Below are 15410 nucleotides of genomic sequence, written 5' to 3'. Positions count from 1 at the left end.
TGCTGCAGCCGCGTCCGCCATATCCAAGTCACGTCAATCGCGTCAGGATTTCGTGGGCAAAGCTGGAAAGCGTGTCGTCGCGCGCGCCCATGATCACCACCCGATCACCCGGACGGGCGAGGGCGGTGATCCGTGCCGCGCAGTCGTCGCGCAAGGGAATGTATTCGGCCTGGCCGCCATGTTCGCGGATCAGGGCGACGATCCGCTCGGAGCCGACCGAACGGTCGACCGTACCGCCGAAATAGACCGGATCGCACAGGATCGACACGTCGCCCGAGGACAGGCGCGTGGCAAGAACCTCTGCCAGTTCATGCCCCATCTGGCGCAAGGGGCCATATCCGTGCGGTTGGAAGAACGCGATCACCCGGCCTGGATGGGCTTTCAGCGTGGCAAGTGTTGCCGCAACCTTCTCGGGATTATGACCGAAGTCGTCGATCACGGTAATCCCGGAAGGTGAGGTGCCGACAATATCGAAACGGCGGGCAAGGCCGGAGAAGGTGGTGAGGTGGCCAACCGCTTCTCCGAGCGGCACGCCCGCGGCCTTGGCTGCTGCCAACGCGGCAAGGGCATTGGCAAGATTGTGCCGCCCGGGAATCCGCAGCGCAATCGGCCATGTCTCGCCGGTGGCTCTATCGAGGATGCCGGCAGCAATGGAAGTGGGCTGCTCGATGATGGAGCCAGCTTCAACCGAGATATCCGCGCTGGCCGCAAAGCCGAAGGTCAAGGTCTGGCGGCCGCGATCCAGCAGGGCGAGGCTCTCGGGATCATCGGCGTTGACTACCGATATCGCGGCGCGTGCCAGGAAGGCGCCAAACAGCTCGCGCAGTTCTTCCAGGCTCTTGTGATCGAGACTGACGTTGTTGAGCACTGCAATCGTGGGGTTATAGAGTGCGATCGAGCCATCGCTCTCGTCCACTTCCGAAACGAAGACGCCGCCTGTGCCGACCCGCGCCGAAGCAAACGGCGCGTCCGGGGCGACGAAGTTCTTCATCACTGCGCCATTCATGATTGTCGGGTCGCGTTCGGCTGCGGTCATGATCCAGCCAATCATGCCCGTGACGGTTGACTTGCCGCTCGTCCCGCCCACGGCGATGCTCTGCGGTGCCGCATTGAACAGCGCTGAAAGAAGTTGCGCGCGTGACATCCGCTCACAGCCCAGCTCTTTCGCGCGGACCACTTCGGGTACGGTGTCCTCGACCGCTGCCGAGGCGACCAGTACCTGCCTTGCCGACACCATGCCCGAGCCGTCCTGCGCAAACAGGTCGATGCCAAGGCTTTCCAGCCAGGCGAATTTTTCAGGCGTGCGTCCCTGGTCGCGGCTACGGTCCGATCCGGCGACGCGCGCGCCCATGCCTCGCAGGATCAGCGCGAGAGGCAGCATCCCTGAGCCGCCAATTCCGCAGAAGAACCAGTCACGCGCAGTCAGGTTGGTGGAGGCATCGGAGGCGATCGTCATGCTGCTGCGGTATGCGTCTGCAGCGCCGGTGACAACCGTTCGATTGCCGCTTTTACCGCAGCCGTGAAACGGGCTAGGGATGGGGGGTGACCAGACGCATCGCCATCTGCGCCCCATCCACGCCGTTCACGCGCGAAGACGCTGCGCGGGTCATGGCCTTGGCACATGCCGAGTTTCCGGGGCTGGATCTGGTGTTTCACGATCAGTGTTTTGCCAGCGAAGGGCATTTTGCCGGCCCTGACGAGGTGCGCCTTGAGGCCTTCGTAGCCTGTGCCAACGACCCTGCTTTCGACGCGGTGTGGTTCGTGCGGGGGGGGTACGGCGCCAATCGGATCGCCATGGATGCCCTGCCGTTGCTGGAAGCTCCGGCTTACGACAAGCAATACCTCGGCTATTCCGATGGCGGGACCTTGCTGGCATCGCTCTTCCGTGCCGGAATCGGCCAGAGCGTCCATGCGCCGATGCCGGTCGATCTGCGGCGCGAAGGCGGCGAGGTTGCGGTGCGCAGGACGCTGTCCTGGCTGCAGGGCGATCCGGCAGGGGTCGAGCCATCGTTGGCCGATGGCCAACCTGCCGTCGCGTTCAACCTGATGACGCTTGCCATGCTGTGCGGCACGCCGCTTCTGCCGGACCTGCGCAATCATGTCGTGATGGTGGAAGAGGTGGCCGAGTACCACTACGCGGTCGACCGGCTGCTCTTTCACGTGACGAATTGCCTGGCGCTTGCAGGAATCGCTGGCCTTCGCCTTGGCCGGATCAGCCAGGTGCCGGAGAATGACCGGCCTTTCGGATGGGCGGTAGAAGAGATGGTCCACCATTGGTGCGCGAAGACCGGCATCGCTTATCTGGGGGCGGCGGATATCGGGCATGACGTTGACAACAAGATCGTGCCCTTCGGGCTTGCCTGATACAGATCGCGGCAATAGGGCGCGCCACCACGAAAAGGCTGCAAGGCAGACCGGCAGGACTTAGGAGACTTCGATGCGATCATTCGTTTTTCCGGGGCAGGGCAGCCAGAAGGTCGGCATGGGCCTTGAGCTTGCCGAGGCCAGCGCTGCTGCCCGCGAAGTGTTCGAGGAAGTTGACGACGCGCTCGGCCAGAAGCTCTTCCAGATCATGAAGGAAGGGCCGGAGGATGTCCTCACCCTCACCGAGAATGCGCAGCCTGCGATCATGGCAAATGCCATGGCCGTGCTGCGCGTGCTGGAAAAGGAAGGCGGCATCACCCTGGCCGAGAAGGCCGATTTCATGGCCGGGCACAGCCTTGGCGAATATACTGCGCTTTGCGCGGCGGGCGCGTTCAGCCTTGCCGACACGGCCCGCCTGCTGAAGCTGCGCGGCCAGTCGATGCAGGCTGCGGTGCCGGTCGGGCAGGGCGCGATGTGCGCATTGCTTGGTGCCGACATTGAGAAAGCCACCGCTCTTGCCGAAGCTGCTGCCGAGGGCGAAGTCTGTACTGTCGCCAACGACAACGACCCGACGCAGGTCGTGCTTTCCGGTCACAAGGCCGCGATCGAGCGCGCGGTGGCGATGGTCAAGGATCACGGCATCAAGCGCGGCGTGCTGCTGCCCGTCTCGGCGCCATTCCACTGCCCGCTGATGCAGCCTGCCGCCGATGCCATGGCCGAAGCATTTGAAAAGACGCCGCCGTCCGCGCTGCGCGTCGCGCTGTTCGCCAACGTCACCGCCGCAGTCGTGACCGACCCCGCCGAAGTGAAGCGCCTGCTGGTCGAGCAGGTCACCGGCCGTGTCCGTTGGCGCGAAAGCGCGATCGCGATGAAAGATGCCGGCGCCGAGCAGTTCGTCGAACTCGGCGGCAAGGTCCTTGGACCCATGATCAACCGCTCCGTCGCCGACGTCTCCGTCACCAGCGTCATCGGCATGGCCGACATCGAAGCCATCCTCAAGGAGCTCTGAGCCCATGGAAAACCGTCTTTTCGACCTCAGCGGCATGACCGCGCTCGTCACCGGCGCTGCCGGGGGCATCGGCTCATCGATCTGCCATGCGCTGGCCAGGCAGGGCGCCCGCATCGCTCTGTCGGGCACCAGTCCCGCCAAGCTGCGCGCCTTCCGCGAGGAGCTGAACGACACATACGGTCACGATCACGTCGAGATTACCTGCGACCTGTCGAACACCGAGCAGGTCGAGCATCTCGTTCCGGCGGCGATGGACACGCTGGGCAAGCTCGACATCCTGGTCAACAACGCCGGCATCACGCGCGACAACCTCGCCATGCGGATGAAGGACGAGGAATGGGATGCGGTGATCCGCGTCAACCTCGAAGCCGCGTTCCGCCTGATGCGCGCGGCGACCAAGCCGATGATGAAGGCGCGCTTTGGCCGCATCGTCACCATCACCAGCGTTGTCGGTGCAACGGGCAATCCCGGCCAGGTCAATTATGCAGCGGCCAAGGCCGGCCTTGTCGGCATGTCGAAGTCGCTGGGTCAGGAACTGGCAAGCCGCGGCGTCACCGTGAACTGCGTTGCGCCCGGTTTCATCCGCACGGCGATGACCGACGTCCTGCCCGATGGCCAGAAGGACGCGCTCAACGCGCGCATCCCGATGGGCCGGATGGGCGAAGGTTCGGACATTGGCGCCGCCGTCGCCTATCTCGCCTCGAAGGAGGCGGGCTATGTCACCGGCCAGACGCTGCACGTCAACGGCGGCATGGCGATGATGTCGTAATGCTCTCCTGAGCCCCGCCACAGGCTGATTCTGGCGGTTTTATCCCCAACTTAGGGGACAAGGGCGGGGCCGGTGCTTGCCGAGTCCCGCCTCTGCGTTAAGACAGATAGTCCGAACCAAACGCCGGGGAGCGTGATTCCCCGGTTCAGCCATATTCACGGGGCAGGGCCGTCCGGCCGCTCCCGGGGGGATCGAGACGAGAATGAAGGCGACGATCGAACGCGCGACGCTCCTGCGCTGCCTGTCCCACGTCCAGTCGGTGGTCGAGCGCCGGAACACGATTCCGATCCTGTCCAACGTGCTGATCGAGGCTGCGCCCGACAGCACGGTCCGCCTCATGGCGACCGACCTCGATCTACAGATCGTCGAGACCATGGCCGCCGTCTCGGTCGAAAGCCCGGGCGCGATCACTGTCTCGGCGCACCTGCTGTTCGATATTGCGCGCAAGCTTCAGGATGGCTCGCAGGTCAGCCTCGAAACGTCCGACAATCGCATGATCGTCAAGGCGGGCCGCAGCCGCTTCCAGCTGCCGACGCTGCCGCGCGATGATTTCCCGGTGATCGTCGAGGGTGACCTGCCCACCAGCTTCGAGGTTCCGGCGCGCACGCTGGCCGAACTGATCGACCGCACCCGCTTCGCGATCTCGACCGAAGAGACTCGCTATTACCTCAACGGCATCTTCCTGCACGTTTCGGACGATGCGCAGCCCGTTCTCAAGGCCGCCGCCACCGATGGCCACCGCCTTGCCCGCTTCACCATCGCGCGCCCCGAAGGCGCCGAGGGCATGCCGGATGTGATCGTGCCGCGCAAATGCGTGGGCGAACTGCGCAAGCTGCTGGAAGAAGTGCTCGATTCGGCCGTGCTGATCGACCTTTCGGCCAGCAAGGTGCGTTTCACCCTCGGCGGTGAAAACGGCGTGGTGCTCACCAGCAAGCTGATTGATGGCACCTTCCCGGATTACAGCCGCGTGATCCCGACGGGCAACGACAAGCTGCTCAAGCTCGATCCGCGCTCGTTCTTCGAAGGCGTCGATCGCGTGGCAACCATCGCCACTGAAAAGACCCGCGCCGTGAAGATGGCGCTGGAGAACGATCGCGTGACGCTCTCGGTCACCAGCCCGGACAATGGCACCGCCGCCGAAGAGCTTCCGGCCAGCTACGCTGCCACTGGCTTCGAGATCGGCTTCAATGCCAACTATCTCAAGGACATCCTCAGCCAGATCGACGGCGACACGGTCGAACTGCACCTTGCCGATGCTGGTGCGCCAACGCTCATCCGCCGCGATGAGAAGTCGCCGGCACTCTACGTGCTGATGCCGATGCGCGTCTGATAGTCCGCCAGCAAGCGGCTGGGCAAAGCGCCCTGCGTTTGCTGAAACTAGGTTAATTTGGGCGTTCCTGCTCCTTAAGTAGCGCCACTCTTGGACCAATTACCGTATTTGAAGCGGCGGATGACATGTTCGGTCTCATACAGGAGTACCGAGCATGTCGAGTTCCTACGATCCGCAGGCAGTGGCCAAGAAGCTGGCCTTCTTCAATATCGGCAGCGATGATCTGGCGCGCTTTCCGGAAATCGCATCGGCGCTGCGCAAGCATGCCCCGCCTGCTCTGGACAACCTTTACGACCAGATCTCGGCGACTCCGGAGACGTCTCGCTTCTTCGGTTCGCGCGCCGCGATGAACCACGCTCGCGACAAGCAGATCGACCACTGGGCCGGGATGTTTGGCGGTTCTGTCGACAAGACCTACTTCGACAGCGCCGAGCGGATCGGTAACGTGCACGCCCGGATCGGACTGGAGCCGGGTTGGTACATCGGGGCCTATGCCTCCGTGCTTGAGAACATCGTCAACAAGATGTTCGCGGGCTTCACGGCAATCTTCCGTCGTCGGCAATTGGCCAAGTCTGTCGGTTCCATGATCAAGATGGCGCTGCTGGACATGGAGGTGGCGCTTTCGACATATTTCAAGGCCGAAGAAGCAGCGCGCGTTGCGGTGATCGACGAAGTGAGCGCAACCCTGCGCGCCATGGCCGAAGGTGATTTTGCCACTCCGGTGCCGGATTTGCCGACCGCGTTTGCGGAACTGCAGAAGCATCTCGACGGCATGCGGGTTCAGGTGTCAGGCGTCTTGCGCAACGTGGCCGATACATCCGGCTCAGTCGACGTCGGGGCCAAGCAGATCCGCCAGGCTTCCGACGATCTGGCGCGCCGTACCGAGCAGCAGGCGGCAAGCCTGGAAGAAGCGTCGGCAGCGGTTACCGCGCTGGCTTCGACCGTCAATACCACGGCAGGCGATGCGGCGCACATGCACGATTCGGTCCAGCAAGCGCATGGTGAGGCGATGCGGGGCGGCGAAGTCGTCAGCGAAGCGGTTCAGGCCATGAACGATATTCACAATTCGGCGCAGGAAATCGGCAAGATCATCTCGGTCATCGATGGCATCGCGTTCCAAACAAACCTGCTTGCGCTGAACGCGGGCGTAGAGGCGGCCCGTGCAGGAGATGCCGGCCGGGGATTCGCAGTGGTGGCGACAGAGGTTCGCGCGCTGGCGCAGCGGACTGCGGACGCAGCGCGCGATATCAAGCACCTGATCACAGCCAGTTCGACCCAGGTGGAGCGGGGTGTAAGCCTCGTGGGGCAGACCGGCGATACATTCGCCCTGATCGTGGAGCAGGTCGGCCACGTCGCCCAGCTTGCCAGCAGCATCGCCGCGATGGCGCAGGATCAGGCGGGCAGCATTGGCCAGGTTCGCGAGACCGTGCGGGAAATGGACACCATGACCCAGCAGAACGCAGCGATGGTCGAGCAAGCCACGGCAGCGGCTCGAAGTCTGGCGGGCGAGGCCAACCGCCTGTCTTCTCTGGTTTCGCAATTCAGGCTTGAGGGCAACTTCGGCCATTCAGCCAATGCCTCGTTCCGCAACGCTGCCTGAATGTGCATGAAATCCGGCTGGCCCGCCCCCGCACCGAGGGGCGGGCCAGCTTGCGTCATTCTGCCGCTTCCAGGAGGTCGGCGCGCTGAGGGCCGCGGATGAGCACGCCCGGCGTCGCCCCGGTCCATTCTCCATTGCGGAAGGTCACCTTGCCGCCCTTGATGGTATAGTCATACCCTTCCGCCTTCTGGAGCAGGCGCTTGCCCCCGGCAGGCAGATCGAACGCCAGCCAGGGCTTGAGCAACTTGACGTTGTCGAAGTCGATGATGTTGATGTCGGCCAGATATCCCGGTGCAAGCACGCCGCGATCGTCAAGCCCGTAAAGCCTTGCAGTATCGTGGCACTGGCGCTTGACGGCATGTTCCAGGCTGATCCTGCCGCCACGCTGGCGATCACGCACCCAATGCTGCAGCATGAACGTCGGGCTTGCCGCGTCGCAGATCGTTCCGCAATGCGCGCCGCCATCGGAAAGGGAGTTCACGGTATCCTCTGAAGCTTGCAGTGCCTCCAGAAAGTCGAGGTTTCCATCAGCGTAGTTGAGGATCGGCAGGTAGATGAAACCGGTCCCGTCGCTTTCCATCAGCCGGTCGTAAGCATAAGCAGCAGGCTCGACGCCGGCCTGCCTTGCCCTGTGCAGGATGCTGGCCTCGGCTTGAGGCTCGTAATCGAAGCCGTCGTCCATGATGAACTGGTTGTGCCAGCCTTCGGATATCATCATCAGCAGGCCGATGATGTCGCTTTCCGGGTACTCGTTCGCCTCGGACAGGACCTTTCCGCGGAAAGCCGGGTCCTTGAGTTGGGCGAGTTGCTGATCCCACGGTAGATCGGCGATTGCGGCGTAGCTGGGGCGGAAGCGGAAGGGATGGATCGTGCCCTGCCAGGCCATGATCACGCCATTTCCGCGCAACGCAATCTGGGCGACAATGTTCGCCCCTTGCGCATTCTCCCGGCGCATTTCCGCGATCTGTTCCTCGAGCGGCATTTCCTTGGCGATTGACTGCAGCGCCGCATAAGTGACGGGAAGGCCCGTTTCACGGCTCAGGGCACCCATCCAGCCGAATTCGTTCCACTCGCGTCGCATGTCGGACGCCATTTCGAACACGCCATGTCCGACGCGGCCCATCGCCCGGCCGATCTCGATCAGTTCCTCGGCCGTCGCGGTGGTGCCGGGGACCACTTCGCCGTCGACCGACTTGTGGATCACCGTGCGGCTCGTCGAAAAGCCAAGGGCACCGGCACGCACGCCTTCCTCGACGATTTCTGCCATCTTGCGGATGTCATCCTCGGTCGGGATCGCACCCGGTTTCTCGCGGTCACCCAGCACGTAGGCGCGTACTGCCCCGTGCGGCACGTGGGTGCCGATATCGACCGCGCGCGGCATCTTTTCCAGCGCGTCGAGGTACTCGGGGAAAGTCTCCCAGTCCCACGTCATGCCTTCGGCAAGCGCGGTGCCGGGAATGTCCTCTACGCCTTCCATCAGGCCGATCAGCCAGTCGTGCCGGTCAGGCGCTGCGGGTGCGAAGCCGACGCCGCAGTTGCCCATCACGACCGTCGTCACGCCATGCCACGAGGAAGGCGCCATTTCCGCGTCCCACGTTGCCTGGCCGTCATAGTGCGTGTGCACATCGACCCAGCCCGGTGCCACGACGCGGCCGGTGGCGTCGATCTCCTCGGCGGCATCGCCGCGTACGGTGCCGACGGCAGCAATGAGGCCATTCTTGACGGCCACGTCGCCGGTAAAGCGCGGCGCACCGGTTCCGTCGACGATCGTTCCATTGCGGATGATCAGGTCATAGGCTGGCATTAGCTGGCTCCTTCTCCCCGCGCAGGCCGACTCGATCCGGCGGCCCGTCGCGTTAACCGGGCGATTAAGTCAGAGGTTTGCCCGAGGGTCAACCGTGCGGGCAAGGCGTTGCATCAATCGTGGCCGCTGGCCCTGATCATCTCTTCGACGTCGACGAACTTCTCGCGCGGGGCATCCTCCCGTGCGCGGGACGTCTCGGCTTCCTCGATCTTCTTCCAGTCATCGAAACTGACCACGTCCAGCTTGCGCGCGACTGCCAGGGCATCGAAGCCCACGCGCCCGGTCTTGCGCTGGCCTTGCGGAAAGTCCTCGGCGATCATTTCAACCACGCCGAAGCCATCCGGACGGTTGGTGCCGATCGTGCCCGAAGGCCCGCGCCGCGCCCACCCCACGCAATAGAGGCCGGGGAGGATGCGCCCTTCGTCATTGGCAAAGCGGCCGGCGCGATCGTCGAATGGCACGCCCTCGATCGGCGAGGTCTGATAGCCAATGCACGAGATCACGAGGTTTGCCGGTATCTCGTAGAACTCGCCCGTACCCACCGCGCGGCCCGCCTCGATACGGGTCCGCTCGACGGAAATCGCCCGCACCTTGCCTTCGCCGATAAGGCCCCGGGGCGAGGCGAAGAAATCGAACTCCACCTCCAGCGGCAGGTCGGCGCGGTGGCTTTCCGGGATCGCCGCGAACGAGCGCAGATGTGTCACGGACTTGCGGATGCCCGGTTCGAGCAGCGCGTCCTCCACTTCCTCGGGCAAGTCGCGCGGGTCGACCCACGGCGCAGTGCGGGAAAGGTGGCCAAGCTCGCCCAGTTCCTTGGGCGTCATCATGATCTGGTGAGGTCCGCGCCGTCCGAGAATGACGATGCGCTTGATCTTCGATGCCATCAGCCCTTCGAGCGCATGCGCCACGATGTCGCTTCCGGCAAACTCCTCGCGCGTCTTGGAAAGAATGCGCGTCACGTCGAGCGCCACGTTGCCCATGCCGATGACCACCGCGGTGTGGCCGGACAGGTCGGGGTCGAGCGCGGCGAATTCGGGGTGGCCATTGTACCATCCGACGAAGGCCGCGCTGCCGAATACGTTTTTCAGATGGTCGCCCGGAACGCCGATGTCCTTGTCACGCGGAGCGCCGGTGGCGAGCACGACCGCGTCATACAGGCCCTGCAGTTCCGCAATCGAGACGTCCTGGCCGACCTTGACGTTGCCGACGAAGCGGACGTTGTCGGCAAGGGCGGTCTGTTCGTAGCGCCGAGTTACGCCCTTGATCGACTGGTGATCGGGGGCCACCCCGAAGCGAATGAGACCGTAAGGCACGGGCTGCATGTCGAAAATGTCGATGAGGACGTCATCGCCCCACTGCTTTTGCGCGGCTTCCGCGGTGTAGTACCCGGCCGGTCCCGAACCGACGATCGCGATATGCCGCATGGCCTCTCCTCAGCCTTTCGAGTCTTTGGCCGATGCTATCGTCAAGACAGCAAAAGGAAAGCGGGCCAGCGAAGTACACGATCAGCTGTGGTGGATATCCTCGTCAAGGAAGGCGCGCAGCTTTTCGATGAAGCGGTCGCGCTGGGAGAGCATGAACAGGTGACCACCACCGTGGAACATCTCGATCCGGCTGTGCGGGATCGCGTTGTGGAGGAAATGGGCATTCGAGGGTGGGACCAGCTGGTCCTCCTCGTCCGCCATGACCATCACCGGCATGGACAGAAGCGGCAGGAACGGCACGCTGCTCCAGGCGGCAAACGCCATCATCTGGTATGAGAAACCGAGCGGCGAGGGCGCCTTGGCCGCATTGAGCGAGACCTTTCCGCTGCCGCCACCATTGTAGATCGAGGCGAGGTTCCGGCGCAGCGTCCGCTCGACCGTGTACTCGCGCGGATCGGACAGGTGGGCGAGCATGGAGCTGTTGCCGGGCACCATTGTCGCGCCGCCTGATGCCGTTGCCGCAAGAACGATCCGGCCGGTCCGGGCGCGGTGCTGGAAGGCGAACTGCTGGGTCAGCGCGCCGCCCCAACTGATCCCGAGGATATCAACCTGTTCGATGCCCAGGAGATCGAGCAGCGACGCCGTGGTCAGCGCCATGCTCGGAATCGTATAGGGCAGGACCGGATCGGGAGAGCCGCCGATGCCCGGCATGTCGAAGCAGATCACCTCGCGCTCTGGCAGGGCCCGGGCGACCGGAGCAAGCAGTTCGAGGTTCATGCCGATGCCGTTAAGCATGAGCAGCGGGCGATGTCGGCCCCTGCCGGCCCCTTCGTGCCAGCGCGCGATGTTGAGGCGACGACCGGCAACGCCGATCTTTGACTGTTTCGGTGTACTGTTCACTTTGTCCCCACGCTCCAGACGCTGACTAGCACCTTCGCACTCGCAGCAAAAGTACACGAATACGGATCGCTTAACGCTTTCTCAAAGCACGGTCGTGCAAACACGGGTCATGCCGGGAGACACTGCAACTCAATCAAACAGGCAAACTGCCACGCGCGACTTCGCGCGTACGCGTCGGCGGGAACGCACCGCCGCGCCGGCCGCGCCCGAAGCGGGGGCCAGTTTTCTGTTTGGCAGCGATTCGTCCAATCGGCTGATTGCACCGGAATGGCCGCAAATGGCCTATGTCATGCTGGCGCTTCCGCTGCTGGTTGCCTGCTTTAACCTCGTAATTCCGAACCCGCTGGCGGCGCTTCTGGCCGTGGTCGCCGCGATTGCCACGCATTTGTCGAAGCTCGCGGTGCGCCATGAAGCGCAGAACCAGATGGAGACCGGGCCGCGGATGGCGCTGATGGGCGCAGCGGTAGCCTTGCCGATGTTCCTTTTTGGCTCTGCGATGGGCGTCTGGGGCGCTTCCGGCCAGATCGAATGGTTCTACTGCCTTGTCGCCGTGGCAACGGTCTCGCTGCTGGCGACAGTGGTCCTTTCGGGACGTCTGGTCGGCGTGCTGGCCGCGCAGATCTCCGTGTGGTCGGGCGTAACCTGCGTTGCAAGCACGTTCGGCGGGTATTTCTCCCTGCTCGTCGGCGTGGCAATTTCCGTGGCGGCCTACTTGCGCCAGCGCAAGATCGACCTGTTGCTCCGCGAGAAGCAGGAAAACGACCAGCGCGCATCCACCCGCGCGCAGGAAATCCTTTCCGACTATGAGGAGACGGGGCAGGGCTGGTTCTGGGAAACCGATCGCCGTGGCCAGCTGACATATCTGTCCACGCCTGTTGCCGAGATTCTCGGTCGCAAGGTCGACGATCTGATCGGGCGTCCCTTTGCCGAGCTGTTCAACCTGTCCGAGCAATCGGGCGAAGGCGAGCGAACGCTGGCCTTCCACCTCTCTGCGCGATCCAGCTTCGGTGAACTTGCGGTGCGGGCAGCGACAGCGGAAGAGGAGCGCTGGTGGTCGATTACCGGCCGGCCGACTTACGACACGTTCAACAACTTCACCGGTTTCCGCGGCTCGGGCACGGACCTTACCGAGAAGCGCCGCTCGCAGGAGCATGCTTCGCGGCTTGCGCATTTCGATTCGCTGACAGGCCTGTCCAACCGCTTCCGCATGTCGCAGACGCTGGAGAAGATCCTCCTCGCTCCGCAAATGCATCAACGGGCCTGCACGGTTTTCCTGCTCGACCTTGATCGCTTCAAGCAGGTGAACGATACGCTCGGCCATCCTGCCGGCGATGCGCTGCTCAAGCAGGTGGCGCAGCGTCTGGAGCGGGTTGTCGGCAAGATGGGCCGCGTCGGTCGCCTTGGTGGCGATGAATTTCAGGTCATCCTGCCTGGCAAGATCGAGCGTGAGCAACTCGGCCATCTGGCGCATCGCATCATCGAGAGCCTGTCGCAGCCCTATTCGATCGAGGGCAGTCGCGTGATGATCGGCGCGTCTGTCGGCATTGCGCTGGCCCCGGACGATGGCGTGACCAGCGAGGCACTGATCCGCAATGCCGATCTGGCGCTCTATGCCGCCAAGGATGGCGGGCGCGGCCGGTTCCACTTCTATGCGCCGGACCTGCACAGCGATGCTGAAGAGCGCCGCCAGATGGAGGAAGACCTGCGCGATGCGGTCTCGAACGGCGGCCTCGAACTTTACTACCAGCCCGTCGTGCAGACCGCGACCGAAAAGATCACCGGTTTCGAGGCGCTGCTGCGCTGGAACCATCCCGAGCATGGCTGGATCAGCCCGAGCCGGTTCATACCCATAGCGGAAGATACCGGCCTGATCGCGCCGATCGGCGAGTGGGCCCTGCGCACTGCCTGTCAGGATCTTGCGCGCTGGCCCGAGAACGTGCGCGTCGCTGTAAACGTCTCGCCACTGCAGTTCGCCAATCCGTCGCTTCCGGTGATCGTCACCAACGCGCTGGCGAGCTCGCAGGTGGCAGCAGAACGCCTTGAACTGGAAATCACCGAGAGCGTGTTCCTCAACGACGACGAGGGCACCGACCAGATGTTCAAGTCGTTGAAGGCCATTGGCGTGCGCCTGGCACTGGACGATTTCGGCACGGGCTATTCCTCGCTCGGCTACTTGCGATCGGCGCCGTTCGACAAGATCAAGATCGACCAGAGCTTCGTTCGCGGTGCGACCCAACCGGGCAGCCGCAATGGCGCAATCATCGCCTCGATCGTCAGCCTTGCCGAGGCGCTCGGCATGGAAACGACGGCCGAAGGCGTCGAGACGCTGGACGAGCTGGACCTCGTCCGCATGCTGGGTTGCAGCCACGTCCAGGGTTATATCTACGAGAGGCCGCTGTCGGCGATGAACGCCGCTGCCCGCCTTTCAACCGGCCTCATGGCTATCGCGCAAGGGCCACGATCCGCGCGTGCCGCCCGCCAGTCGATGCTGCGCAAGGTCGTGCTCGATCACGGCGGCCATCGCTACAACGCGATGGTCCGCAATATCAGCCAGACCGGCGCGCTGATCGAAGGTTTGTGGAACGTGCCTCCGGGAACTATCTTCCGGGTGCTGCTGGCTGAAAACCACGCGGTCACGGCAACTTGCCGCTGGTCAAGCGATGATCGCATGGGCGTGGAATTCTCCATGCCGCTCAGGCTCGACGAGGGCGGACGCATCGCAGCCGTGGCCGGCATTCCACCGGTCAGGAGCGAGCCCGAGCCGGTGGTTCAACGCAAGGTCGGCTGACCGGTCAGCCCAGCGCTGCCATCTTCTCTTCAGCAAGACGGTCAAGCTCGGCGCGGCTCTTCTTCTCCGCCGCCGTCTTCAGCTGGCCGCACGCTGCGTCGATATCCCGCCCGCGCGGGGTGCGCACCGGCGCGCTGATCCCGGCTTCGAACACGATGTTGGCAAAGCTCTTGATCCGCTCCGGGCTGGAGCACTCATAGGGCGCACCGGGCCAGGGATTGAACGGGATCAGGTTGACCTTGGCCGGCAGCTTGTACTGGCGAATCAGACGCACCAGTTCGCGTGCGTCATCGTCGCTGTCGTTCTTGTCCTTGAGCATCACGTATTCGAACGTGATGCGGCGGGCGTTCGAAGCGCCGGGATAATCGGAGCAGGCCTGCAGCAACTCGTCGATGCCGTACTTGCGGTTGATGGGCACGATCTCGTCGCGCACATCCTTCGTCACCGCGTGGAGAGAGACCGCGAGGTTTACCCCGATCTCCTCGCCGCAGCGCTCCATCATCGGCACGACGCCGCTCGTCGAAAGCGTGATGCGGCGCTTGGACAGCGCAAGGCCATCGCCGTCCATCACCAGCTTGAGCGCATCGCGCACATTGTCGAAGTTGTAGAGCGGCTCGCCCATGCCCATCATCACGATGTTCGTAAGCAGGCGGCCATCGGGGGTGTAGGCGCTGGCCGCTTCCTCGTCTTCATCGTCGAAATCCAGCCCGGCCATCGTGCCACCAGCCTTGGGCCATTCGCCCAGCGCATCGCGCGCGAGCATGACTTGGCCGACGATTTCGCCCGGCGTCAGGTTGCGCACCAGGCGCATCGTGCCGGTGTGGCAGAAGCGGCAGTTGAGCGTGCAGCCGACCTGGCTCGAAACGCACAGCGTGCCGCGATCGGCGTCGGGGATGAACACCATTTCGAAATCGTGCTTGTCCGCCGTCCGCAGCAGCCACTTGCGCGTGCCGTCGGTCGAAACCTGCGCCTCGACGATGTCCGGGCGACCGATAACGAAGCGTTCGGCCAACCACGGGCGCATGGTCTTGGCGATGTCGGTCATCGCGTCGAAGTCTGTCACGCCGCGATGATACAGCCAGTGGAACACCTGCTTCGCGCGCAGCTTTGCCGCCTTGGCATCCAGGCCGGCAGCCTCGAACAGGGAGGCGATCTGCTTCTTGGGCAAGCCGATCAGGTCCACCCGGCCATCCTCGCGCGGCGTCACCTCGCGCGGCACGGGAACTGGATCAACGTGCCCGGCGATGGGCATGTTGGCGGGAAGCGAAGGGCTGGGATCGATCTGGCTCTGCATCGCGCGCATATAGTGATTCGTGGCGTCAGGCGCAAACGAGGCTCGCGCGAACGCCTTGCGTGCGCCCCCGTTCCGGCATTTCATCGCCTGTGAGGCTCAAATCATCGAAATTTATGTGGCTGAAATGT

Annotated in this window: 11 protein-coding genes; 6 read left to right on the top strand and 5 right to left on the bottom strand. The window is 63.8% G+C overall.

Features of this window, described 5'->3' with window-relative positions:
- Window positions 1–28: 28 nt before the first annotated feature.
- Entirely contained in the window at window positions 29–1456 is a 1428-nt protein-coding gene (locus tag ACZ1JY_RS05355) for a glutamate ligase domain-containing protein (protein WP_465130613.1), read from the bottom strand.
- Window positions 1457–1608: 152 nt separating this feature from the next.
- Between ACZ1JY_RS05355 and ACZ1JY_RS05350 the strand changes: the two genes are divergently transcribed.
- The 5 genes from ACZ1JY_RS05350 (at window position 1609) to ACZ1JY_RS05330 (ending at window position 7072) form a co-directional block, all read left to right on the top strand.
- Window positions 1609–2364: an LD-carboxypeptidase gene (locus ACZ1JY_RS05350; protein WP_465130877.1), complete on the top strand. Its 756-nt coding sequence runs from the start codon at window positions 1609–1611 to the stop codon at window positions 2362–2364.
- Window positions 2365–2437: 73 nt separating this feature from the next.
- Window positions 2438–3373, top strand: a complete 936-nt coding sequence (gene fabD, locus ACZ1JY_RS05345) for an ACP S-malonyltransferase (protein WP_465130612.1) — start codon at window positions 2438–2440, stop codon at window positions 3371–3373.
- 4 nt (window positions 3374–3377) lie between these two features.
- A complete protein-coding gene (fabG, locus tag ACZ1JY_RS05340) occupies window positions 3378–4142 on the top strand; it encodes a 3-oxoacyl-[acyl-carrier-protein] reductase (protein ID WP_465130611.1) in 765 nt (254 codons plus the stop codon).
- A gap of 202 nt (window positions 4143–4344) precedes the next feature.
- Window positions 4345–5472: a DNA polymerase III subunit beta gene (gene dnaN / locus ACZ1JY_RS05335; RefSeq protein ID WP_118073503.1), complete on the top strand. Its 1128-nt coding sequence runs from the start codon at window positions 4345–4347 to the stop codon at window positions 5470–5472.
- A gap of 154 nt (window positions 5473–5626) precedes the next feature.
- Window positions 5627–7072, top strand: coding sequence for a globin-coupled sensor protein (locus ACZ1JY_RS05330; protein WP_118073504.1), 1446 nt, complete (start codon window positions 5627–5629; stop codon window positions 7070–7072).
- A gap of 55 nt (window positions 7073–7127) precedes the next feature.
- Here the strand turns inward: ACZ1JY_RS05330 and ACZ1JY_RS05325 are convergent, their stop codons facing one another.
- From ACZ1JY_RS05325 to ACZ1JY_RS05315, 3 genes are all read right to left on the bottom strand, one after another.
- Window positions 7128–8876: an N-acyl-D-amino-acid deacylase family protein gene (locus tag ACZ1JY_RS05325; protein ID WP_465130610.1), complete on the bottom strand. Its 1749-nt coding sequence runs from the start codon at window positions 8874–8876 to the stop codon at window positions 7128–7130.
- A 113-nt stretch (window positions 8877–8989) separates the two neighbouring features.
- A complete protein-coding gene (locus tag ACZ1JY_RS05320) occupies window positions 8990–10300 on the bottom strand; it encodes an FAD-dependent oxidoreductase (protein WP_465130609.1) in 1311 nt (436 codons plus the stop codon).
- 81 nt (window positions 10301–10381) lie between these two features.
- The gene (locus ACZ1JY_RS05315; RefSeq protein WP_465130608.1) at window positions 10382–11200 is read right to left on the bottom strand and encodes an alpha/beta fold hydrolase; all 819 of its coding nucleotides are present in this window, start codon (window positions 11198–11200) and stop codon (window positions 10382–10384) included.
- Between the two features lie 277 nt (window positions 11201–11477).
- Between ACZ1JY_RS05315 and ACZ1JY_RS05310 the strand changes: the two genes are divergently transcribed.
- The gene (locus tag ACZ1JY_RS05310; RefSeq protein ID WP_240946640.1) at window positions 11478–13988 is read left to right on the top strand and encodes an EAL domain-containing protein; all 2511 of its coding nucleotides are present in this window, start codon (window positions 11478–11480) and stop codon (window positions 13986–13988) included.
- Between the two features lie 4 nt (window positions 13989–13992).
- Here the strand turns inward: ACZ1JY_RS05310 and rlmN are convergent, their stop codons facing one another.
- Window positions 13993–15282 carry a dual-specificity RNA methyltransferase RlmN gene (rlmN, locus tag ACZ1JY_RS05305; RefSeq protein ID WP_465130607.1) on the bottom strand — a complete coding sequence of 430 codons (1290 nt, stop codon included), beginning with the start codon at window positions 15280–15282 and terminating at the stop codon, window positions 13993–13995.
- Between the last annotated feature and the right edge of the window lie 128 nt (window positions 15283–15410).

This window comes from Novosphingobium sp. BL-A-41-Hi4B-X5A, assembly GCF_055521705.1.
This window is presented reverse-complemented; position numbering and strand designations above follow the sequence as displayed.